This is a genomic window from Opitutus sp. sgz309028, from assembly GCF_059821195.1.
On record NZ_JCAMRR010000006.1, the window covers coordinates 96,902 to 116,277 of the forward strand.

Consider the following 19,376-nt stretch of genomic DNA (forward strand, 5'->3'; position numbering starts at 1 on the left):
AAGACCAATAACCATGTTCACCGATCAACCCTTGCCGCCTATTCCGGGGGTAAGCTGGCTGCTCTACCCGCCGCTGCTAATCCGACTGCTCCGCGCATTCACCTTTCCTCTGGTCGTGCTTACTCGGCACCAGCTTGGCGAGCGATACTATCGAGTGGCGCCCTTCGGGCGTGCGCTTTTCATCTGGCTGGCGATCCCAACCCCGTTGCTGTTGCTCACTGCCGCGCGGCCGTTGACGGTGCAGTTCCCGGAGGGCGGAACCACCCTTGGGATTGTCGCCACTGTGGTCGGCGTCCTGGTCGTGGCGGCATTCTACGTGGCGGATCGTCAAGTGAGGAACGAGATTCGCTCGCGCCAAGAAAAAGGCATCTTTTGGCACTCGCAGTTCATGGGAGTGCCGCGGTTCGGGTTGGCGGATGACGATTTCACGAACCGCGTCGTTCTCCCTTCAGGCGTGGCCTTTGCCGGGTTCGTACTGGCGTTTCTTTCCCCTGGAATCGGCGTTTATCTGATCGTGGCGGCGATTGCGTTGTACCTCGAATACGTCTGGCGGTCCTACAAAGCCCGCGAGGCGGTGCTGGACACGATCGACAGCAGCATCACACGCGAGCAGATGCTCGCGAGCATCTCTGGCAGGACGACGAAAGAAGGCAGGGTGGTGCCGAACGGCCTTTGCACCCCGGCCGAAGCGGTGGCGCTTCGTCAAGTCAGCGGAAATCCGCTCGCGGGATTTGAATCCCTACTCGCACCCACAACCCGCAAGGAGGATAAAGCATGAGCTTTTACATCAAGGGAAACTACACTCCAAAACAGCGCGTAATCCGAAACGTCGTGCGTGGCGTGCTCTTTTACGTGCCCTGCATCGCGGTGTTGGCTGCTCCTGCCGCCATTAGCTGGGGGGCCGTGCAGCGTATGGAAGCACAACGGACAGCGCGGGAACTGACGGGAAGTTCACGCGAAGTGCCCCTGCCGGCCATTGAAAGACCGTCGTTGCCGAAGGAACCGGCTGCCGATGCCCCCGTCCGGACGGAGGCTGTGCGAGTCAGCGCAGCCAAGCGCCCACTGGAGGCCATCCCGGCACAGACGCCGCCCGTTGCCGCGGCGGTTGATCCTGAAGCCAAATTCGCGGGGAAACTGACGGCAGATACTTCCGTCGATGCACTCGTGGAGATTCGGGACATCGCAAAAGGTCACGGTGCGATCAAAACCGCCAAAGAAGCGCAGCGGCTTGCCGAAAAACGACTACAGGAGGAGATCGAGCGAGCTTTGGCGGGCACCAACGATCATGCGAGGTGCAAAGCGTATCGCGCGCGAGCGCACGCGCTAAAACTGCCGGCGGCCGAACACAGCGCATATCGGATCATCCACAGTCTGAACCTGGACGCTTACAATAAGCAGGTGAACGCTCACAATCGGATGGTTGACGAGGCCAAAGAACAGCTCCTCCACGGCGCGAATTACGACACGCTCAAGAGCGAAATCGATGCGAGCACCAAAGCCCTAAACGAGGCGGAAGTGCGGCTAAAGGAATCGAGATCCTTACTGGAGGTGCTGGCGTCGGCGGTCGATCACCGGAACTGATCGGCTGGTTCCAGTCCGTGTCGGGCTCGGTTTATGGAAAAGTATGCGGATACTATTATAATATATTAATATCCGTTGACTATGCCATGCATGCTCTGAGGAGTAGGCTTGTTATTGAGAGAGATCAGCCTGATGTTCGGCTGTTGCCTATACATTCTGTTCGTCGAGCAGCGGCATCGGCACATGAGTAAAACAAAAGCAGCTAGCTCGATCGTTTTTGTACGCAAAGTTCGTAAGGTTGGATCTGATCATTGGAAGCTGCTTGTTTTCGAGCAAAACCGCGAACTCTGGATGCAACTTCCACTTGCCTTGCGCAACAGGCTGGATCTCCGCGCAGGCGATGCCGTTAGGTGGAAGAAGGTTCGAGGTCGTGTTGCCTACAAGCTGACGTTTTGGCGACGCGAGCACCTGGTAATTTCGAGGAATGTGCGATGAAAAAGAAACGAGCTAGAAAGACGCGGCGAACCGCGACGACCCACCAATTGCATGACTGGGCAGAGAGTGAAACCTTGAAACGCCTTTCCCTCGGGCATCCAGGTGAGTGTTTGCGCGAAGATTTCATGAAGCCGTTTGGACTAACGGCAGCGAAGATTGCACAGGCCATACCGCCGCTTGAGATCGAAGGAAGAATTTTCGACGCGAGCAGCTTCCAGGAAACACTGGAGAATTTCATCCGTGCAGATCCGGATGATTCGTGGATTGGCGTTGTTACCGCGCTCGCACTGGATCGTTTCTTCGGGTTGAGCGACGGCTACTGGTGGCGTGCCCAAGGGGCCTACTTGATGCGTGCCGGGGCTACACGACATGCCGAATGGCTCGGGGGTATAAAGGTCTTTAAACCCGGCCAGAGGCCAAGAGAACAGGCACGGAAACGCTCCACGCGATGATGAAAGAACCGAAATACACGGGACCCAAGAAGTGGCGCACCTTCATCGACGGCATTTCGAAAAACGGTGTGGTCCCGTGGACCGTCACCGGACGCGATTGCCAACGTTATCTCGGTCGTGCTGTCGCCGCTGTAATTGAACGACTTGCGCTCGTGATCTTCATCAAGTTCAAATCGCAGCGCACAAAGCTGTGGCGGTGGTGTTGTCTCTGTTCAGTCGATGCAGCGGCAACACAACTTGCGGATGCACTAGCCATGTTTCACGCCGGCAATGGCAGGGCTGTCAGACTGGCAAAACTCCCATCGCTATGAGGTCGGTCAAGATCCAAAACTGCGAGAAGAGGCGACGATAAAGCTTCTTTGGTACTCGAAGTGCCACGACATCGTCGCCTTGACGCCGTATGAGCTGCGTGGCTGCCGCTGCGCAGCGGTCCACGGCCGCTACGTGGACAATCGGGGGCTGTCTACTGGGGTGATGCCGTGCCGGTGGGTATCCTGAACAACAGTTTCTCGGGTGCGATCGAGCGTCAACCTATGGACAACTGCGATGAAGGCGGGGCTTCCACGCCTTTGCCTGCCCACGACACAGCGAGTATTTCGTTCGATCGTCTGATCCACTTCCACTCGGTTAGGCAGAGTCCCGGCAGTGTCGGCGCGAAACTGCGCGGCCGGCTGATCATGTGATCAAGGAATTACGTCGATCGTCTGGAGGCAGGCCCGGTGTCCGCACATATGCGGGCACCGGTGTTCGACCGAAGGGGAGCCAAATCGCCTGCGCCGTCCTGCGGCGGCGCTGCTCGCGTCAGCTCGCACGTGGGCTGCCGCCCCCGACCCCCGGAAAGGGCGTAGCCCTCTCCCGGATCGCGGCACCAAGCGCGTAAGCGCGCCAGCCGCGCCCGGCTCTCTCACCCAGGATGCTCGATGAGGCGAAAACATTGAACCGAGGTTTGCTTCGTCTGGAGTCATCGCCTCGCCGGCCGCTTGCTTCGCACCGGGCAAGCCGGTGCTGCGGCTTGCGAGGGCAGACCAGAAACGCTCTTAGCTCTTCAGTGGTTAGCAGGAGCGTTCTTGCGGCGCGCGGCGTTCGGTGCATTCACACTGCAGGATGGCTGACGAAGAAAAATCGTTCGACATTGGCGGATGGATAACGACAGCGGCAGCCGAATGCCGTGCCAATCCCAACGGACCACGTCCTCAGACCAGAATATCGAGCGCCATGAGCCGCAACGGCGGATGGCGTCTGCTGCCGGCACCGCCGGAGACAAGCTTGGGACAGCTCGGAGAGGAACCGGCCGTATGGGTACTAGAGCGCCCGTTTCAGTCGCCTGATGGGGAACTCTTCTTCGTCCGATACCCGACGGAAGAGGACTTTCGACGGGACGTTGGCATCTGCGGAGGATACTCTTTCGAGCTGGATGTCACGATCTCGGCAGACGGCACAGCACTCGAGTTTGTTGCGGGACGCCGGTTGCACACACGGCCGATCGCAATTCGTGACGATCGCCAGGAACGGGCCACGCACCTACTAAAGGCGATAAAGGGGCGCACGTTCGAGCTGGACGGGTTATGGCAGCGCGTCTGCTCTGAGTGGGCCTACGAAGATCCCGTGTACCGCTACTACCACGGTTCCTTTAAAGTCTATCGAGTCCAAGACACCACGCTTACGATCTTTCGGGCGATCCAAAACTTGATGCCCGATCGCTACCTGCACGGCGCGTTTTGCGACATAGTTCGATCTGGGACGGGCAAAGTGTGGAAAATCTCGCACAATGCCGAATGGCACCGTCACACCCGACCGATGCTCGAAGCGTTTTTTCAGGCCCGTCACATGCTGGAGATGATCGTGAAGTATGGTCGAGAGCTGACGGAAGCACCTCGGATATTGCCGTCGGGTTGGGCAACACTGCTCTACTTGTATGGACTGCGGTGAGACCATCGCCTGCTGCCACTGCTATCATTGTATCGCCGACCAGGAGCTTACCGCCCTGTTCCGTTGCATCTTGTGTGATTAGGTCGGACTTTGTAATTAGGATCTCTCTTTGGTCTTGCTGGAGAGTCATTCGCTCACCGATTTCGCGAATGACTCGGGCTTGAATCGCTTCTGCAGTGGCACTGTTCCTTTGTATTCTCTCTGGGAGTATGCGGGATTTCCATGTTCTCGCCTAGGTTGCTGAATTTGCGTGTCGCTTCGGCTGGCTTTTCGCAAAATATGGCTGGAAAAACGCGCGTTGATCGGGAGGAAATGCAATTGGGAGCACATTAAACCCATAATCCTCTAGCAATACGGTGTATCGGTGACGTCCATCCTTGAATGTGAGCTTATCGTGGGATTGGCGATGGTTAAAATAATCTTGGAAGAACATCGTTGGCATCCACACGCCGGAGCGCCCCGATAGAAATCGCGCGACATTATCCCGCTTTGACCAGTTTCTAGTAGGCCCAAACATTGCGTCGTAGTAGAAGTAGTTTTCATCACGTAACTTCCGATTGATCTCCTCGAGCGAAATCAATGCCCAGTCGAGGCTTGATAGATAGAAAAACGGCGGATCTTCTGGACACACCGAAAACGTGAACTGAGCACCTGGTTTTACAGGAGACGTTAATGTGATGTTCGTAGGCGAAGGGACTTCGTCGTTGATTAATGGTCCAAGCGGTTGCATCAACCTTTCATCGACCAATTGGTGCTGAGCCTAAGTGCAGACCGCATCGTTCCGCGGTTGTAGCTTTGAGATCGTCTCGCGGCACGCGCCTGAAGAGGGGGGGCTTTGGGCTCTGAATTCTGCGACCCAAAAAAGGCACGGAAGGAACGGACTCGTTTCTAGCATGGTGGCTCATAGAGTGGGCAAGAACGCCGCTTAAGCTTAATGGTCACTGGTGAGGTATCGAGGCGAAGCCGTGATCACTTGCGCCGCAGCAGGCAGCCGGGAACTTCGTCCGGGGTTATGGAAGCTGGATTTCGCTGGCAGCTAACACAAAAACGTTGCAGGACATTCCGTGTTATACTTCGATTTCAGTTAGCAATTAAGTAATATTGTTAGGCGAAATCGATCTCCCTGATTCTATTATGCGCTCCACTATCTTTGTTCGTTCGGCTGCTGCTACGCGCTGCCGTGCTGAGCACAGGTGTGGTGACCTTTAACGTTAGGCAGAAATGTTTCTCACACGTGACCGACTAGAGACCGCCGCCAATGACGCGTTCTATCTCGTCCAAGAGATGTTCGTTTGGTACTCGTGGACAACACGCGTGAAACCGCGGCTCGCCGACTTGCCGACCCCGCTGCACTCCACGCTTATTGAGAATGCCGTCATCGAAGCGCAGCTCATGTTCTATCGGAAGCTGAATGAGTTCTTTCGGCATTCGAACCCTCGGTTTCCGGACGATCTCAAGTCCGAGCTTTTTGGTTATTCGGCGACGGGAGGGTTTTTGAGCGACGCGGACATAGAGGAGCTTCACAAGCGGGTCGCACATCCGACGACAAGGCAGGCAGAACGCGGCGCGGTATCTTACGAGATTTATAATACCTCGCACGAAGCGCTGAATCATTCGATCCCGTTCCTACGGCATTTGGTCTCTAATTTTCATGTGCCCGATTCGAAGGAGAGCAAGAGTCTGCTTGGCGCCATCGAAGTTATGCGAGGGATGTGGGCAGAGTGGAGTTCGCGAGTAGAGGCTCCAAAGCGGAAGGCGTTAAATGCCTAACAAGAACCCAGAGCCAACGCGTTTGGTCGCCATTTCGGTGGCGGAGCCGCTTTGGGTGCCAGGCATGCGTGTGGCTCAACTTTGACCTTTGGCACGATGGACCCCCAACTACTGACCGTGTTAGTCGGTGCTGTCGCGGGCGGGTTCCTCTCCGCTGGCGCAGGCTACTGCGCTAGTTTGTTGCTACGTCGCAGGGAGGCGTTTGACCGCTTTGTCGCAGAGGTTACATCAGCGGTTTACCAGCCAGTAACTCAAACGTTCGTTCAGGAAAGCACTGTGCAGCTTCGGCAAGCGCTCATGCGTCTCCGTCCGTTTATCAGTCGACGGCGATTTATCGCAGGGCTCCGTCTCACAGACGAATATCGCTGTGCTAAGCCATTTGGCTATGAGCCCTGGACGCTCTCTCACAAGGCTCTTTGTATGCGCCATGGTGTAGATCAGAAGGCGTGGGCTTTTGATATTTCCGAACGCCTCGTCGAAACCGCAATTTCGGCCCCGCTAAATGAAATGGAGCGTGTGATATGAAAAAGACGAGGCTGGCGCAACAGCCAGAACGTATGCTTGCAGCGTGCCATCATTCTTGTGCGGGGACTGCTTCTCGCACACGTGTGGCTCATCTTTGACGTTGGGCAGAAAATCTGTGCAACGCCGAACGCGCAAGCAGTGGTATCAATATCATCTAGAACGCGCCAAAGACGCGGCTCGCGCCGAAGCTCGCGCGTTGGTAAAACCGAGGAGACAGGCTGCAGAGGCCGCATATACTAACGCCTACCAAATGCTAGCGCAGGCAAGGGAATCGGAGTCGTGGATTTCCAGTATCGGGTCATGGCTTGGATTCAATTCTGATTATAGACGTTCAGTGATTCAGCCACTCGAAGAGACGCTTCGCGTGGCCCACGGCGCGCTCGTTAATGCGGAAGCCATCGAGTATGAGGCGTTGAGGGATGCATCGCGCGAAGGGGAGTTGCGTTATTTAGCGGCTCGTATGGCCCGGAAGGCCGAGGCAAAAGCCCGCGAAAAACGGACGGCTGCACGTCGCTATCAGCAGCGAATTTCGTATCTTGAACGATCTCCCGCCATTCGGAGCGCAGCCCGCTTCTTGAAGCGCGTTTTGTTAGGGGAATCGGCGTCTGGAGATTCGTTGATTGTGTGCTTTTACTGCGAGGTGTCGTTCCCACCGACAGCTGTTCACTTGGAGCACAAGCGACCGATTTGCCGGGGGGGCAATAATCGGCGCTCGAATCTTGTATTAGCCTGCGCGGCTTGTAATCTAAAGAAAGGGCGCAAGACGCACGAAGAGTTTCTTCGCGAGCTTGGTCGCATAGATCATGCACGCTAAGAGGGCTCAGCCAAACGCTACAGCCAACACATATACTTGTTGCGGTGTTCTTGCGCAAGGGCCGCGCCGAGCGGGCGTGTGACTGATCTTTGATATTCCGCTACAAGTTTCTAATATATGAAAAGCATAAGAAATTACATCGCGATGGCAATGTTTTGTATGCAATCTGGCGTGTTGAGTGCGGCTATTACGAATCTTGTGACTTTCTCGTTCGATGATCCCATTGATCCGTGGGAATCCTCGGGCAGTGTTCAGTTTTCGAACTACCAGGGTGAGCCTCAGTTGAATTTTGATGATAAGCCGCCCACGCAAGGTAATGTTGCATCTGGCGTGCTAAATGGGGCTGCGTTTGCATTTGGGACAAACTATTCGGGGGCTCTGTCCGACAATTATGGAATCCAGCTGTGGATAAAAGATCCATATTTTGTAGGGTCGGCATTCATAAATACTATAGTTTCATTTGGAGAGCCATGGGGGGATGAGAGTGGCGATGGAGTGTCGCTTGGTTTCTATCCTGAATCAGATGGATATTACGGAGCATTTTCTAATGGTTGGGGCGGCGGCGGCTATTTTGGTTTGCCACCGGAGGAGCGGCTGAATGGGTGGCTGCACGTGGCAGTTGTTAAAGAGGGCGTTATGAATGTCTATGTGAATGGGGTGTTGCAGGGACACGCTTCCGCGCCCTATAGAGATCCAAGCTCATTGTGGTATGCATTTGCTGGGACGGATGGGGATTCAGTGTTGGCGGGGCTGGTTGACGATGTTGAGTTCTTTTCTTTCGACAGTGGGGCGTTTGAACCCTCGTCAGATCTTGGATTTTACAGTGCGATTCCCGAGCAATCGACATTGGGTTTGCTGGTAGGGCTGAGCGCGCTTGGTTTGGCAATCGCGAAAAGATTTACCTAACTGTTGCGCCTCGACACAGTGTCCGCCCAGCAGAGCTCAGAGTTGGAAACAAGCGCGTTTTGGCGAAGGGGATGGTCGTCCTGACGCATCGGCAGCCAAGGTCACGCGAATCCGAGGGCCTGCGTAGACTTTGTCGGCGGCCGTGCAATCCTTAGTCAGGCGCAGGGTTATGGACGTTCCTGCATCGACACAGGTTTAGGGCGTGGACGTGCGCGGTCGGAGCGTTGCTTCAGGCGTGCTTCTTTGGGCAGCATGGTGAACACCGATCCGTGGCGTGGATTTGATCATCTGACGACCCGCCCCGGATCGGATCTTTTCCGCACAAGGGAGGCGGGCCGCGTTTCAAGTGGGAATAGGGCGGGAATTTGAAGTAAGCCTCGCGCTGGCCGTCACTGAGACGAGCGCCTGCCTGTTCGGACGAGGCAATTTGGGGTAGTCGCCTAAGGGAGCGTCCAGGGGCCGTATTCGACACGCCCCCCTGGCGTTCCTCTGGAAGCCATGTCATGGCATCGTGAATGGAGGTGGCGCTCCCTGCTGTTCGGCGTCCCATCGCAGTGCGATGGGGCGGATTAGTTGTTGTCTCAGGCCATGTATTAGGGCATCTGACCGGTCGTGCATCACGACCATGGCTGAATCTGCTTACCCCCGATACGCTAAGCCCCCTATCGTTGAGCGGGTTCTGGCTGTGTTGGGTAAAATTGATGCCGAACGTTTTCCAGCGCTCATCGAAGGTTGGAAGTCAATCGTCCGAGAGGATTTTCCTGAATTTCATCCCCGTGTTGAGTGGGACGTGAACATCGAGGAGAAGAATGGAGTGCCGACATTGGCTGAGGGCGGCGCTACTATGAATATTTCGAATTGGTTTTGGCAGCATAGTCCTAAGCAATCTCCTCGTGGCAGAGCGCTGCTTGCAGCTGTAGATCGGTTCTCGATCAACTTGGTGCGCGATGGGCAAGATGTATTTTGTTTCGATGACGCTTACGCGCTATGGAAAAAGTGGCTTGCGCGCTGGGTGGAGCACTTCTCGGTGACCTCAATGAGTGGCATCGTCCTGGACTACACGAACTTCCTGACGGTCGACACGATCCCTTCGTTTACCCGAGACAACCTAATCGATATCGGCCGCGTGTTGACGCTGGTTCCGCGCCCACCAGTTGAAGGGATGGTTATGAAGTCGCCATTACATTGCGAACTAAACTTCAAATTGCCAAAACCGACGGGCTGGGAATCGCGCGTTATGATGGCGCCAAATCAACGAGGTTTACAGCTGTCTTTTCAGGTTCGCAGCCCTCAAGCGACTCGGAGCGTTGACCTCACTGCTATCGCAGAGGAAATGCTTGTGGCGCACGCTTGGATGATCAAGATTTTTGAAGCTTCGTTCACCGATGAAGCGAAAAAATCGTTCCAACCGTTATGATCCACTTCGCCCCTGAAACATCTGCGCCTGTCGCGATGTCCTATGCGGCATCGGAGTCTGCTCCAGTCGCAAAGATGAAGGCGAATTCTGAAGTGCAGCCCAGCCGACTTAAGTCGTTCAAGTTTCAGCAGACGACTTATGCGTGGGAGGGGGGGCGATTCAATCTTCGGCTAACAAGCGAGCCGGTAGTCAATATATCTGAGGATACTGAGCTAGAGCTGGAAGGGTGGGGGCTTCGTTTTTCGATCGGCGATGCGCCGCATTTGCCTAGGTTGATCGTTCGCCGATTTCTGGAGCTTTGGAATAAGGCTCAGGCAAACACTCTGAGTGAAGCGGATGGCGACCATTGGCTTCACGTTGTGGATAATGTCGACATGCGTTCATTTGCGGACGAACAGTCCGTTCCTCGCTACGCCGAGGGCCAATTACTGGCTCGGAGCGATGTGGTCAGGGTGCGATGGCATGATGGCTCAACGGAGTTCATTTCGCGCCACCTCTCTAGCGTGCTTGAGCTAGTTGACGTCGGGGAGTATTTCAGCTGCTTCGCGAAATTCTCAGCGGACGGAAAGGCGTCTCATATTGAGAGGGTGATTCCGGTGCAAGCTCCAGTGCCATCTGCCGAAGTGTGACACGCCTGTCCGTAGACTTTGTCGACGTCGGACAGGGCGATGCATCGGTCATTAACTTGCCCGATGGATCGTTCATTCTCGTCGACGTCGGCCCGAAGAATAGCCCTGTCATCGATTGGTTAAGTCATCCGCAACGCGCTCGACGTAAGTGTAGGGCGATCATCCTAACGCACAACGACGCTGACCATATTGGCGCACTGCCCAGTGTTTTTGGTCTTGATCGACCTGACTACGGTTGTCTTTGGATGCTGCTTGATCGGGATCGGGACAATCCTGTTTTCGACACGTTATTTCGGCGAGTGCTCGAGATGAAGGCGGCCGGTCGGCTTACTCTTGAACGGCTTGAGCATAGTCCGACTCGCGGCCCTCTTTGGGAGGATCCCACGATCGGCGCACGACTTTCCGTTCTTTTTCCTAACTTCGAAGACAACATCCCAGCGCGACGATCGAATGACACCTGCGGAATCTTGGCACTCGAGATCCGTGATCATTTGGAGGTTGTCTGGGCAGGGGACGCACTGTTGAGCAGTGTCCATCGGTCGGTTGCTGGCCGCCGGTCGCGATGGATAACAGGTCCGCATCACGGCGCGCCTGGTGATCTCGACCGTAGCGAACACCTCATTCCTTCGATCGCCCCTATACGCTCTTTTATTTCTGTTGGCTCCTTCAACCAGCACCGACATCCGCGAAAGGCGTATCTCGAGGAACTGGCGTGGAACCAGTGCCGTGTGCTCTGCTCTCAAATCACAAGGCAGTGCCATACGGAGGCTGGCCAACGGGATTACAAAGGTGTCCTCGACGGCAATTCGCTTATTGGATATTTTCCGGCAGCATCGGGAATGCCGTGCCGTGGAGGAACTCGGATTACTTTAATCGAGGATCAAATGGTAGTGGATCGCTACGACTTGGCTCATTTCCAGCGCGTGCAGAAGCTCAAGCGGGCTATCTGCATGAGATATGAGAGTCGATGATTGAGCACTCAAACGAAGATGACGTCGTGCTCGCGTTGCTGTTGAAATTCGCAACGCGTTGCACAGTAATGGTGCCCGAGGCCGGACTCGAACCGGCACGCCTTTTCAGGCAAGCGATTTTAAGTCGCTAGTGTTTACCATTTCACCACTCGGGCGTCTGACCGCACCTCAACTTGCTTCGGTCGTCGACGAAGGCGAGGCTTCGTTCGACGAAGTGCCAGCAAACCTCGGAGCAGGATCGGCGAAGCTTAACTTTGTAGCTTCCGATGACATGTGCTCGGGCGTCAGATGGGCGTACACACGATCGATTAGGACTGTGCCGGAATCGTGACCGACCCACTTGGCGATCGTAAGTGATGGTACCGACGACATCACGGCATAGCTGATAAAAAATCTGCGCATATCGTGGAAGCCTACCTTCGGCAGCTCGGCCGCCGAGCGCGCGGTTTCGAGTGCGCCGCGCAGCCGTTTAGCCGGGCGGTCTGGTTGCCGAGAGGTGCGGCGTGGACTGGGGAAGAGGTAGTCACTGCCGGGCACGCGACGCTCCGCCATCTCGCGAAGATGACGCTCCAAGGCCGGGTTGAAGTCCACAACACGCCACTTGCCGGCCTTCGCAAAGCCGTCGGCGCCGATGATTACTTGTTTACGATCGAAGGACACATCCTGCCAGCGCGTGCGAATTGCTTCTTGTTCTCGCGCCCCGGAGTAGGCAAGGAAACGAAGAAAATCACTCAGCAGTTCGCCAGTTCGAGGACATTCTGCGATTGCAGCCGCACACAACCGGTTCAACTCGTCGGGCCGAATGCATGCTCGATGCGGAGTAACCACGCGGCGAGCTGCAATTCCATCTGAGGGAAGGCGCTGCAAGAATCCAAGTTGCTGGCCGTGTTTTAAGACGTTCCGCAGCACAACCATGCCGTGGTTAATCGTGCGGTTGGTTCGTCCTTCTTTTGCTCTTTTTTCGATCACGCCGAGAATCATAGCGCGATTGAGGCGATCGACTCGCACCCCGCCCAACTCCCTACGCCATACCTTCAGCATGTTCTTTTCCCCCTTCATGGTCGAAACGCGCTTCGCGGCATTTCCGTCATAGAATTCTAGATACCTGTCGATCAGGCCGGAAAGCAGCGGTTTCTTCCCCGTCGATGGCAGCTCTTCACCTGAGCGAAGCCGGACGCGGACCTCTTCCGCTTCGGCTACGGCCGCAGCCAGCGAACGCGCCTTCAGCGGCACGCGTTTCGGCTTTTTGAAACCGTCCGAGCCTGGTACGCGAAGTTGAACGTAGTAGCGATCCTTGTTTCGGACCCACAGACCGCGAATCGGTCTGCCGCGAGAATCGCAGGCATTCTCGAACCGGTGTTTATCTGCGCTTTCGCTGTTTGTTTTTGTCACTTTGTGCGCGTTCTTGCGCCAGTAGCACAAATCGCAGCACAAACAGGAAAATCACACCAGATAAAACGGTAATATGCTATAAAATAACTAGTAGCATAATCACATGACGAAGACGAAGAGGATTTTAAGTCCCTAGTGTCTACCATTCCACCACCCGGGCGGGCGGCACGCTGGCGACTTTCAAAGTCGCCGTCCGCTCCGTCAATCTCCCTGTCGCCGGGCAGCCCGTCGTCGCAGATCGCCCTTGCCGGCCGTCAGCGGCCACATCACGTTGCGCGCGAGTGAAAATCGGTTTTCTCGGCGGGAGCTTCGATCCCGTTCATTTTGGCCACCTGATCGCCGCGCAGGACGCTTTCGAACAGCACCGGCTCGACCGGCTCGTCCTCGTGCCCGCCGCCCAGGCGCCGCTGAAGCCGAACGACGTCCAGAGCAGCGCCGAGGATCGGCTGGCGATGCTGCGCGCGGCCGTGGAATGGGATCATCGTTTCGAGATCTCCGACTTCGAGCTGCGTCGCGGCGGCGTGAGTTACACGATCGATTCTGCCCGCCACTTTCGGGCGCGGTATCCGGAGGACGAGCTGTTCTGGGTCGTGGGCGGCGACCAGTTGCCGAAATTGCATTTATGGAAAGACATCGACGAGCTCGTGCAGCTGGTCGAATTCATCTTTCTGGAGCGGCCCGGTTACCCCGTGAAAGCGCACCCGGAGATTCCCGGCCTGCGGTTGCACCGGTGCGACGGCCACCTGCTCGCCATCAGTTCGACGGAACTCCGCGAACGCGTGAAGCACCATTTGTCGCTCGATTATTTCGTGCCGCACAAAGCCATTGTTTATATCCAGGAAAAACGCCTTTATCGCGAAACTACATGAAAGGGACATCCCCCGCCTCGCTCGAATTGGTGAAGCTCTGCTGCCGTGCGCTCGATGAGAAAAAAGCCATCGATCTCCGCGTGCTCGATGTGAGCGCCCACTCGTCCATCACGGACTACCTCGTGATCGCCACCGGCTCGTCCGAGCCGCACCTGCGCGCCCTGCGCATCGAGCTCGAAAAGGCGATCGACGCCAGCGGCACTCGGATCGTGGGCATGGAAACCGTACAAGAGAGCGGCTGGATCGTCGTGGATGCGTTCGACGTGATGGTGCATATCTTCGCCCCCGATACGCGTACGCGCTACGGCTTGGAGAATCTCTGGAAAGATGCGGTCGAGATCTCCGTGCCCAAACTGCTCGCCGTGCCGAAGCCGCGCAAGCCCGCCGCCGCCCGCAAGACCACGAAGAAGAAAACCGTGACCAAAAAAACCGCCGCCAAAAAGGCGACGACGCCGCGCAAAAAGAAGACTTAAGTCGCGCACGATTGTGTCGAAGTCGGTTCGTTTTCGCCGTCGCACGTGCGCGTATGTCAACGGCTTGGAGGGGTTATTAACAGGACTTTGACCTTGTCAGTGTTTCCCTCATAGGGCTTACTCCGTTTCACTGCTCACCTCTGAGCACTTCATATCATCCATCATTCCATCACATGAAGAAGAACAATAAGGGCTTCACGCTCGTCGAAATCATGATCGTGGTTGTCATCATCGGCCTTCTGGCCGCGATGGCGATTCCCGCGTTCCAGAAGGTCCGTCAGTCCTCGCAGGACAAGGCGGTCATGAACAACATGCGCCAGCTCGGTGCGGCGGCCGATCAATACTTCCTCGAGAACGGCACTTCGACCGTCGCCATCACGTCGCTGGTCGGTTCGCAGGCCTATATCAAGGCGCTCAACACGGTCGCGAACGAAACCTATCCGCTCGCCTACACGCAGGGCGAGACGATCACGGTGACGGGCGTCGCGGGTGCCCGCACGCTGACTTACGCTCAGTGATATAGAGTCGTCTCCTTTCAAGCCGCCCGTCATTTCTGCGGGCGGCTTTTTTATGTCTCGACGATTGCTTCTGTTCATCCTGATCGCCGCGTTCGCGCTCGTCTTCGGCCTCTGGTCGCTGACGCCCTGGCAGGCCGTGTCCTTCGTCCGGCTCGCCGGTTATTGGATGATCCTCGCCGCGACCGCGGCGTTTCTTTTTGCGCTCGGGCGCAGCCTTCGGCCGGAGTGGGGCGAATTGCGCGCATGGAGATCCTGGCTCGGCCCGGTCGTCATCGCCGTGGCCGCGGCCGGTTTTCTCCATCTGCACGAGCCGCACGAATACAAGATCGTTGCCGACGAGGTCGTGCTTCAGCTCACCGCGAAACAGATGCACGAGACGCGCGAAGCGTCGCTGATGGTGCGGGGTTACGATTACGCGGGCAATTTCACCTCCTTCGCGAGCATCGTCGACAAGCGCCCGCTCCTCTTTCCATTTCTCGTCTCGGTCTTGCACGACCTCACCGGCTACCGGCCCGCGAACGTTTTCGCGCTCAATGCCGCGCTCTCGGTCGTATTGATGATTCTGATGCTGCTGATCGGCCGCCGCGTCGGCGGCTGGCCCGCCGGTATCGCGGCCGTGCTGCTGCTCGCCACCATCCCGCTCGTCGCGCAGAACGCGTGCGGCGCCGGTTTCGAACTGCTTAATCTGGTGATGATCGCGGCCGTGATCTGGCTCGGCCAGCGCGCCGCGGAAGCGCCCGCAGATTCGGAGCGCCTGAACGCCTTCGTCCTCGCCGGCGTGCTGCTCGCGCAGGTGCGCTACGAGTCCGTGCTGTTCCTCGCGCCCGTCGGCGCGACCGTGATCTACCTTTGGTGGCGGCGGCGCGAAATTGCGCTGCCTTGGGGACTTCTACTCGCGCCGCTGTTGCTCGTCGTGTGCCCGCTGCACCACAATGTGTTCAAACTCTCGCAGGCGGCGTGGCAGCTTAATGACATCGCGGGCGCAACCGCTCCATTCAGCCTGAGCTATTTCTACGACAACGTCGGACACGCGCTGAACTTTTTCCTCTGCCTCGATGGCCAGCAGCCGAATTCGGTGCTGGTCGCCGTCGCGGGCGCGCTCGGCGTCGGGTTCTTCGTGCTGCTGTTTTACCGCGAGCATCGCCGGATGTTTTCGGATCAGCCGGCGACTGCTGTGCTGAGCCTCTTCCTGCTCGGGCTCTGCGCGCATACGTTTTTCATGCTCTGCTATTTTTGGGGCCGGTGGGATGACACCATCATCCACCGCCTGAGCCTTCCGGCGCACGTGCTGCTGATCTTTTCGCTGATTCTCGTCTGGCCGCGCATCGTCACGACGCGACGTCGCTGGCAGGTGCTCACCGGCGTGAGCCTCGTTTACCTCGTCGGGTTCACCATGCCAAGCAACGCGCTGCATCGGTTCACGCAGGTCAATTTCGCCGCCCGCGCCACCAACTGGCTCGGGCAACATATCCGAGCGCTCGGTGACGAGAGTGCGCTCGCGATCGACACCAACTCCGGCCTGCAGTGGTTCGTATACAACAAGTCCAGCATCACGCCCACCGCGGTCGCCGGACGCCCGGAAGCGTTGATCCTGCATTTTCGGAATCGTTCCTTCGCGCACTTCTTCGTCGTGCAGCGCATCACCCCGAATGTACAGACCGGCGAACGCCTCGTCAGCGAGCGCGACGCGTTCGGCGATGCGTTGACGCTGGAGACAGTCGAGGAGCGGGCGTTCGCGCCACTTTATCTCGTCCGGCTCAGTCGGATCGTCGGCATCGACGAGGCAAAGTTGCGGGCTTGGGCCAAGCAGCGGCGCGAGCATCCCGCGGACGAACCGAAAAACCAGCCGGTGCTATCGCCGGCCGAGAACGATCACCTGCTGCTCTGGCTCCGTCAGTTGCCCTGAGCGGAAGCCGCGGCCTCCTCGATTGCGCGCACGAAGTCCGTCGCGCTGCCATCGACCACCGTTCGCACCTCCGCCTCCGATAACCGAAAGACAAATATCGAATAGCCGATCACGGCATCGGGCTTCCGATGGCGGAGATAAAGCGAGAGGCGGGCGAAACGCGCGCGATCGAGATTCCAAAGCGGCCCCTCAATGCCCTCGCCGAACTCGCCGAGTTCATCCGTGCGCGCGCCCGCGGCCAGTTCGCGCCGCATCATGTCCAGCATCTGCCGATACGCGACGTCGCGTTCCGCCGTCCATGCACCGCTCAGCGGACTATAGACATCCTGCAACAGCGTTGCACTCACACAATAAAGCCCGCCCTCAAGTTCGATCCATCGCCGTGTGCGCCCGAAACTGTAATAAGGCGACAGCTCCTGCACCTCGATGCCGTGATAAAACGGATCGTCGCTCCCGAACATCGAAACGTAAACGGGTTCGCCGGGCCCTCGGTGATCGCGCAGCCACGCGGACAGTCGCGGCAGGTTTTGTCCCCAGTCGAGCGAACTGTCGACGAGGTGACGCCAGCCCGCCGCGGGGCCGCCGACGAGCCGGTTGAAGAACGCCAGGTAGTGCGGTCGCACGGCGAAGGACTCGATCGCCGCCAAAGCCACGAACCCGCCGGCCATCCACCACGTCTTCGGCCCGCCATCGCGCCGGGCCAGCGCTCCGGCGGCGATGAACAAAATCGGATACAGCGGGAGAATGTGGCGGTGGCCGATGTTGAGCTGGCTCGCGATCGAAATGCCGGCGACCGTTGCCGCCAGCGCCAGCAGCGGGAACACACGTTCGAGATCGGTGGCCAGCGTTGCGCCGCGGCGCTGCACCCAGCGCCCCAGAGCGATCGCGGCCACGCCTGTCGCGGCGAGGAGTTCCGCGATCGAACTCTTGATGAGAAACGCATACGGGAAAAACCACCACCAGCCGGTGCTGCTGAAATGGCCGGCCGCAAACGCGCCGCGCTGTTGCGACGCTTTCAGCACATACGCGAAGCCCTGCAGGTAAGCGTCAGGAAAAAGGTGATACGCCCGCGTGGTCGCGAAAAACCAGTGCCAGAAGCCGTCCGCCGGCATCACTGCCGGCCAAGCGACGAAATATTTTCCCGCCTCCGGGAGGTCCGGTGCGAATGCCTCGTAACGGAAACCGAAGAACGCCCAGACAATGCCCCAGGCGAAGACCACATGCACGACCGCCAGCGCGCCGAGCGCGAAAAACGTCGCGGCGCGGCCGGTCAGCTCGCGACTGCGTCCGATGCGGAGCCCCGCGTTTCGAATCACCCGCCAGACCAGGATCAGCGCCGCGACCGGCAGCAGCAGCACGCAGGAGAATTTCGCCACCGCCAGCAGTCCGGCCGCGGCGAGGCTCAGCGCAAGGCGTCCGAGCGTAATGCGCTCCGTCAACCGCCACCATGCACCCGTCGCCGCGAGCAGCCAGAACGCCGCGCACATGTCAGACGTCACCAGTGGTCCGTGCGCCAGCGTGGTCGGAGAAAACGCAAACAGCGCCAGCGATAGCAACGCGCCGCCGTCACCCCAGAGTCGGCGGGACCAGCAGAAAACCAGCAGGCCCGTGGCGACGCTCCACAGCGTCATCGCGGCGCGGGCGCAGAAAAGGAGAAATTCCGTGTTGTTGCCGGACTCGAAAAGGAATTTTTGCGCGATCAGCCACACTTGCGACCGTCGCCACAGATCGGCGTGTTCCGCCGGGTCGAGATGCGGTGATTGCGGCAGCAACGGCAGCGCCGCCCAGCGCTGCGGCAGGTTTCCGTTTTCCGGCTGCAACCGGTAATCGTCGAACCGCCAGTAACTGTAGCCGCCAACCAGGTGCGCGGTTTCGTCGGCCGTGACGCCGAGTCCGATGGTGGCGCTCAACGCGAGCCACGCATGCAGCGCGAGCAGGGCGGCCGCGAGTGCAGTGACGATGGGGCGGAGAGCGCTCGATCGCGGGAATGGCATGCGGCGAACAAATAGCGTGGACACGTTTTCGTCCGAAACAACGCTTCTCTCAACCGCTGCCATGAATCCTGCCGAATACGCCAATCTGGACGCGGTCGAACCCGTGCACTGGTATTATGCAGGCAAGCGCGAGTTGGTTCGATGGTGGCTCGATCGCGCCGGCCCGCTGCGGCGCGACGACCTCTTGCTCGACTGCGGCGCCGGCACCGGGCGCTTCGCGCTCGAGCTGCAGGAGCGTTGTCGCGTCCTCGTGCTCGACGATCACGAGGAGGCGCTGCGGCTCTTGCGCGCGCGTTTTCGCCCCGAGCAGGTCCTGAGCCTTTCGGGCGACGCGGTTCCCTTGCCCGACGCATCGCTCAACTACATCACCGCGCTCGACGTCCTCGAACACGTGCGCGCCGACGCCGCGGTGGTGCAGGGATTTCATCGCCTGCTGAAGCCGGGCGGCGTCGCGGTCGTGACTGTGCCCGCGAGCATGGCGTTGTGGAGCGACTGGGACGAGGCGCTGCATCATTTCCGCCGCTACGATCGCCGCGGCCTCACGGCGCTTTTCCCGGAGGCGGAGTGGACGATCGAATACGTGAACTACACGAACGTGCTCGTCTTCCCCGCGGTCTGGGCGATTCGCAAATGGCGCCGGCTGCGACCGGCGCCCGCACAGGCCCGCGCCGAGGATCGGTTGCCGTCGCCGTGGCTCAACCGGCGGCTGCATCGTGTATTCGTGAAGTTGGGACAAACGCGGTTTCCATGGCCGTTCGGGGTCAGCCTGATCCTGGTCGCGCGGAAGCGTTGACC

General features: G+C 58.2%; 19 protein-coding genes and 1 tRNA gene. 16 read left to right on the forward strand and 4 right to left on the reverse strand.

The annotated features are described in order from the left end of the window. The first annotated feature begins 13 nt into the window (after positions 1-13). The 5 genes from AC6RV7_RS19750 (at position 14) to AC6RV7_RS19770 (ending at position 4,397) form a co-directional block, all read left to right on the forward strand. Positions 14-778: a hypothetical protein gene (locus AC6RV7_RS19750; protein ID WP_500095923.1), complete on the forward strand. Its 765-nt coding sequence runs from the start codon at positions 14-16 to the stop codon at positions 776-778. Next, entirely contained in the window at positions 775-1,581 is an 807-nt protein-coding gene (locus AC6RV7_RS19755) for a hypothetical protein (RefSeq protein ID WP_500095924.1), read from the forward strand. The genes AC6RV7_RS19750 and AC6RV7_RS19755 overlap by 4 nt, the downstream gene beginning before the upstream one ends. 431 nt (positions 1,582-2,012) lie before the next feature. Further along, positions 2,013-2,468, forward strand: a complete 456-nt coding sequence (locus AC6RV7_RS19760) for a helix-turn-helix domain-containing protein (RefSeq protein WP_500095925.1) — start codon at positions 2,013-2,015, stop codon at positions 2,466-2,468. Continuing rightward, entirely contained in the window at positions 2,465-2,779 is a 315-nt protein-coding gene (locus AC6RV7_RS19765; RefSeq protein WP_500095926.1) for a hypothetical protein, read from the forward strand. Before AC6RV7_RS19760 ends, AC6RV7_RS19765 begins: the two co-directional genes overlap by 4 nt. A gap of 793 nt (positions 2,780-3,572) precedes the next feature. Next, entirely contained in the window at positions 3,573-4,397 is an 825-nt protein-coding gene (locus tag AC6RV7_RS19770; RefSeq protein WP_500095927.1) for a hypothetical protein, read from the forward strand. Positions 4,398-4,629: 232 nt separating this feature from the next. Here AC6RV7_RS19770 and AC6RV7_RS19775 read toward each other — a convergent pair whose 3' ends face one another. Continuing rightward, on the reverse strand, positions 4,630-5,127 hold the full coding sequence (locus AC6RV7_RS19775; RefSeq protein ID WP_500095928.1) for a hypothetical protein: 498 nt from the start codon (positions 5,125-5,127) through the stop codon (positions 4,630-4,632). A 491-nt stretch (positions 5,128-5,618) separates the two neighbouring features. On the opposite strand from AC6RV7_RS19775, the gene AC6RV7_RS19780 reads away from it, so the two are divergent. The 6 genes from AC6RV7_RS19780 to AC6RV7_RS19805 all read left to right on the forward strand — a co-directional run bounded on the left by AC6RV7_RS19780 (position 5,619) and on the right by AC6RV7_RS19805 (position 11,429). Next, entirely contained in the window at positions 5,619-6,167 is a 549-nt protein-coding gene (locus AC6RV7_RS19780; RefSeq protein WP_500095929.1) for a hypothetical protein, read from the forward strand. Positions 6,168-7,152: 985 nt separating this feature from the next. Next, positions 7,153-7,506 carry an HNH endonuclease gene (locus tag AC6RV7_RS19785; RefSeq protein ID WP_500096002.1) on the forward strand — a complete coding sequence of 118 codons (354 nt, stop codon included), beginning with the start codon at positions 7,153-7,155 and terminating at the stop codon, positions 7,504-7,506. Positions 7,507-7,623: 117 nt separating this feature from the next. Beyond that, positions 7,624-8,412: a LamG-like jellyroll fold domain-containing protein gene (locus AC6RV7_RS19790; RefSeq protein WP_500095930.1), complete on the forward strand. Its 789-nt coding sequence runs from the start codon at positions 7,624-7,626 to the stop codon at positions 8,410-8,412. Between the two features lie 625 nt (positions 8,413-9,037). Then, the gene (locus AC6RV7_RS19795; RefSeq protein ID WP_500095931.1) at positions 9,038-9,829 is read left to right on the forward strand and encodes a hypothetical protein; all 792 of its coding nucleotides are present in this window, start codon (positions 9,038-9,040) and stop codon (positions 9,827-9,829) included. Beyond that, positions 9,826-10,458 (forward strand): hypothetical protein, encoded by a 633-nt coding sequence (locus tag AC6RV7_RS19800; RefSeq protein ID WP_500095932.1) that lies wholly within the window; start codon positions 9,826-9,828, stop codon positions 10,456-10,458. Before AC6RV7_RS19795 ends, AC6RV7_RS19800 begins: the two co-directional genes overlap by 4 nt. After that, positions 10,455-11,429 carry a ComEC/Rec2 family competence protein gene (locus tag AC6RV7_RS19805; protein WP_500095933.1) on the forward strand — a complete coding sequence of 325 codons (975 nt, stop codon included), beginning with the start codon at positions 10,455-10,457 and terminating at the stop codon, positions 11,427-11,429. Before AC6RV7_RS19800 ends, AC6RV7_RS19805 begins: the two co-directional genes overlap by 4 nt. Before the next feature lie 69 nt (positions 11,430-11,498). On the opposite strand, the gene AC6RV7_RS19810 is transcribed toward AC6RV7_RS19805, so the two are convergent. Then, positions 11,499-11,584, reverse strand: a tRNA-Leu gene (locus AC6RV7_RS19810). Positions 11,585-11,597: 13 nt separating this feature from the next. Then, the gene (locus AC6RV7_RS19815) at positions 11,598-12,863 is read right to left on the reverse strand and encodes a tyrosine-type recombinase/integrase (RefSeq protein ID WP_500095934.1); all 1,266 of its coding nucleotides are present in this window, start codon (positions 12,861-12,863) and stop codon (positions 11,598-11,600) included. 239 nt (positions 12,864-13,102) lie between these two features. On the opposite strand from AC6RV7_RS19815, the gene nadD reads away from it, so the two are divergent. The 4 genes from nadD (at position 13,103) to AC6RV7_RS19835 (ending at position 16,587) form a co-directional block, all read left to right on the forward strand. Next, complete coding sequence (gene nadD, locus AC6RV7_RS19820) at positions 13,103-13,690, forward strand: nicotinate-nucleotide adenylyltransferase (RefSeq protein ID WP_500095935.1); 588 nt, start codon at positions 13,103-13,105, stop codon at positions 13,688-13,690. Continuing rightward, the gene (rsfS, locus tag AC6RV7_RS19825; protein ID WP_500095936.1) at positions 13,687-14,163 is read left to right on the forward strand and encodes a ribosome silencing factor; all 477 of its coding nucleotides are present in this window, start codon (positions 13,687-13,689) and stop codon (positions 14,161-14,163) included. Before nadD ends, rsfS begins: the two co-directional genes overlap by 4 nt. Before the next feature lie 173 nt (positions 14,164-14,336). Then, positions 14,337-14,681 carry a prepilin-type N-terminal cleavage/methylation domain-containing protein gene (locus tag AC6RV7_RS19830; RefSeq protein ID WP_500095937.1) on the forward strand — a complete coding sequence of 115 codons (345 nt, stop codon included), beginning with the start codon at positions 14,337-14,339 and terminating at the stop codon, positions 14,679-14,681. A gap of 52 nt (positions 14,682-14,733) precedes the next feature. Continuing rightward, complete coding sequence (locus AC6RV7_RS19835; RefSeq protein WP_500095938.1) at positions 14,734-16,587, forward strand: glycosyltransferase family 39 protein; 1,854 nt, start codon at positions 14,734-14,736, stop codon at positions 16,585-16,587. Here the strand turns inward: AC6RV7_RS19835 and AC6RV7_RS19840 are convergent. After that, the gene (locus AC6RV7_RS19840) at positions 16,575-18,581 is read right to left on the reverse strand and encodes a hypothetical protein (RefSeq protein WP_500095939.1); all 2,007 of its coding nucleotides are present in this window, start codon (positions 18,579-18,581) and stop codon (positions 16,575-16,577) included. The genes AC6RV7_RS19835 and AC6RV7_RS19840 overlap by 13 nt on opposite strands. Positions 18,582-18,642: 61 nt before the next feature. Between AC6RV7_RS19840 and AC6RV7_RS19845 the strand changes: the two genes are divergently transcribed. After that, positions 18,643-19,374 (forward strand): class I SAM-dependent methyltransferase, encoded by a 732-nt coding sequence (locus tag AC6RV7_RS19845; protein ID WP_500095940.1) that lies wholly within the window; start codon positions 18,643-18,645, stop codon positions 19,372-19,374. Positions 19,375-19,376: the final 2 nt, after the last annotated feature.

What these genes read in the sequence shown, in the direction of transcription:
- rsfS (WP_500095936.1), top strand. Translation starts at nt 13,687, where the DNA reads ATGAAAGGGACATCCCCCGCCTCGCTCGAATTGGTGAAGCTCTGCTGC.
- AC6RV7_RS19790 (WP_500095930.1), top strand. Translation starts at nt 7,624, where the DNA reads ATGAAAAGCATAAGAAATTACATCGCGATGGCAATGTTTTGTATGCAA.
- AC6RV7_RS19780 (WP_500095929.1), top strand. Translation starts at nt 5,619, where the DNA reads ATGTTTCTCACACGTGACCGACTAGAGACCGCCGCCAATGACGCGTTC.
- AC6RV7_RS19750 (WP_500095923.1), top strand. Translation starts at nt 14, where the DNA reads ATGTTCACCGATCAACCCTTGCCGCCTATTCCGGGGGTAAGCTGGCTG.
- AC6RV7_RS19795 (WP_500095931.1), top strand. Translation starts at nt 9,038, where the DNA reads ATGGCTGAATCTGCTTACCCCCGATACGCTAAGCCCCCTATCGTTGAG.
- AC6RV7_RS19835 (WP_500095938.1), top strand. Translation starts at nt 14,734, where the DNA reads ATGTCTCGACGATTGCTTCTGTTCATCCTGATCGCCGCGTTCGCGCTC.
- AC6RV7_RS19755 (WP_500095924.1), top strand. Translation starts at nt 775, where the DNA reads ATGAGCTTTTACATCAAGGGAAACTACACTCCAAAACAGCGCGTAATC.
- AC6RV7_RS19770 (WP_500095927.1), top strand. Translation starts at nt 3,573, where the DNA reads ATGGCTGACGAAGAAAAATCGTTCGACATTGGCGGATGGATAACGACA.
- AC6RV7_RS19775 (WP_500095928.1), bottom strand. Translation starts at nt 5,127, where the DNA reads ATGCAACCGCTTGGACCATTAATCAACGACGAAGTCCCTTCGCCTACG.
- AC6RV7_RS19760 (WP_500095925.1), top strand. Translation starts at nt 2,013, where the DNA reads ATGAAAAAGAAACGAGCTAGAAAGACGCGGCGAACCGCGACGACCCAC.
- AC6RV7_RS19800 (WP_500095932.1), top strand. Translation starts at nt 9,826, where the DNA reads ATGATCCACTTCGCCCCTGAAACATCTGCGCCTGTCGCGATGTCCTAT.
- AC6RV7_RS19785 (WP_500096002.1), top strand. Translation starts at nt 7,153, where the DNA reads ATGGCCCGGAAGGCCGAGGCAAAAGCCCGCGAAAAACGGACGGCTGCA.
- AC6RV7_RS19845 (WP_500095940.1), top strand. Translation starts at nt 18,643, where the DNA reads ATGAATCCTGCCGAATACGCCAATCTGGACGCGGTCGAACCCGTGCAC.
- AC6RV7_RS19765 (WP_500095926.1), top strand. Translation starts at nt 2,465, where the DNA reads ATGATGAAAGAACCGAAATACACGGGACCCAAGAAGTGGCGCACCTTC.
- AC6RV7_RS19840 (WP_500095939.1), bottom strand. Translation starts at nt 18,581, where the DNA reads ATGCCATTCCCGCGATCGAGCGCTCTCCGCCCCATCGTCACTGCACTC.
- AC6RV7_RS19830 (WP_500095937.1), top strand. Translation starts at nt 14,337, where the DNA reads ATGAAGAAGAACAATAAGGGCTTCACGCTCGTCGAAATCATGATCGTG.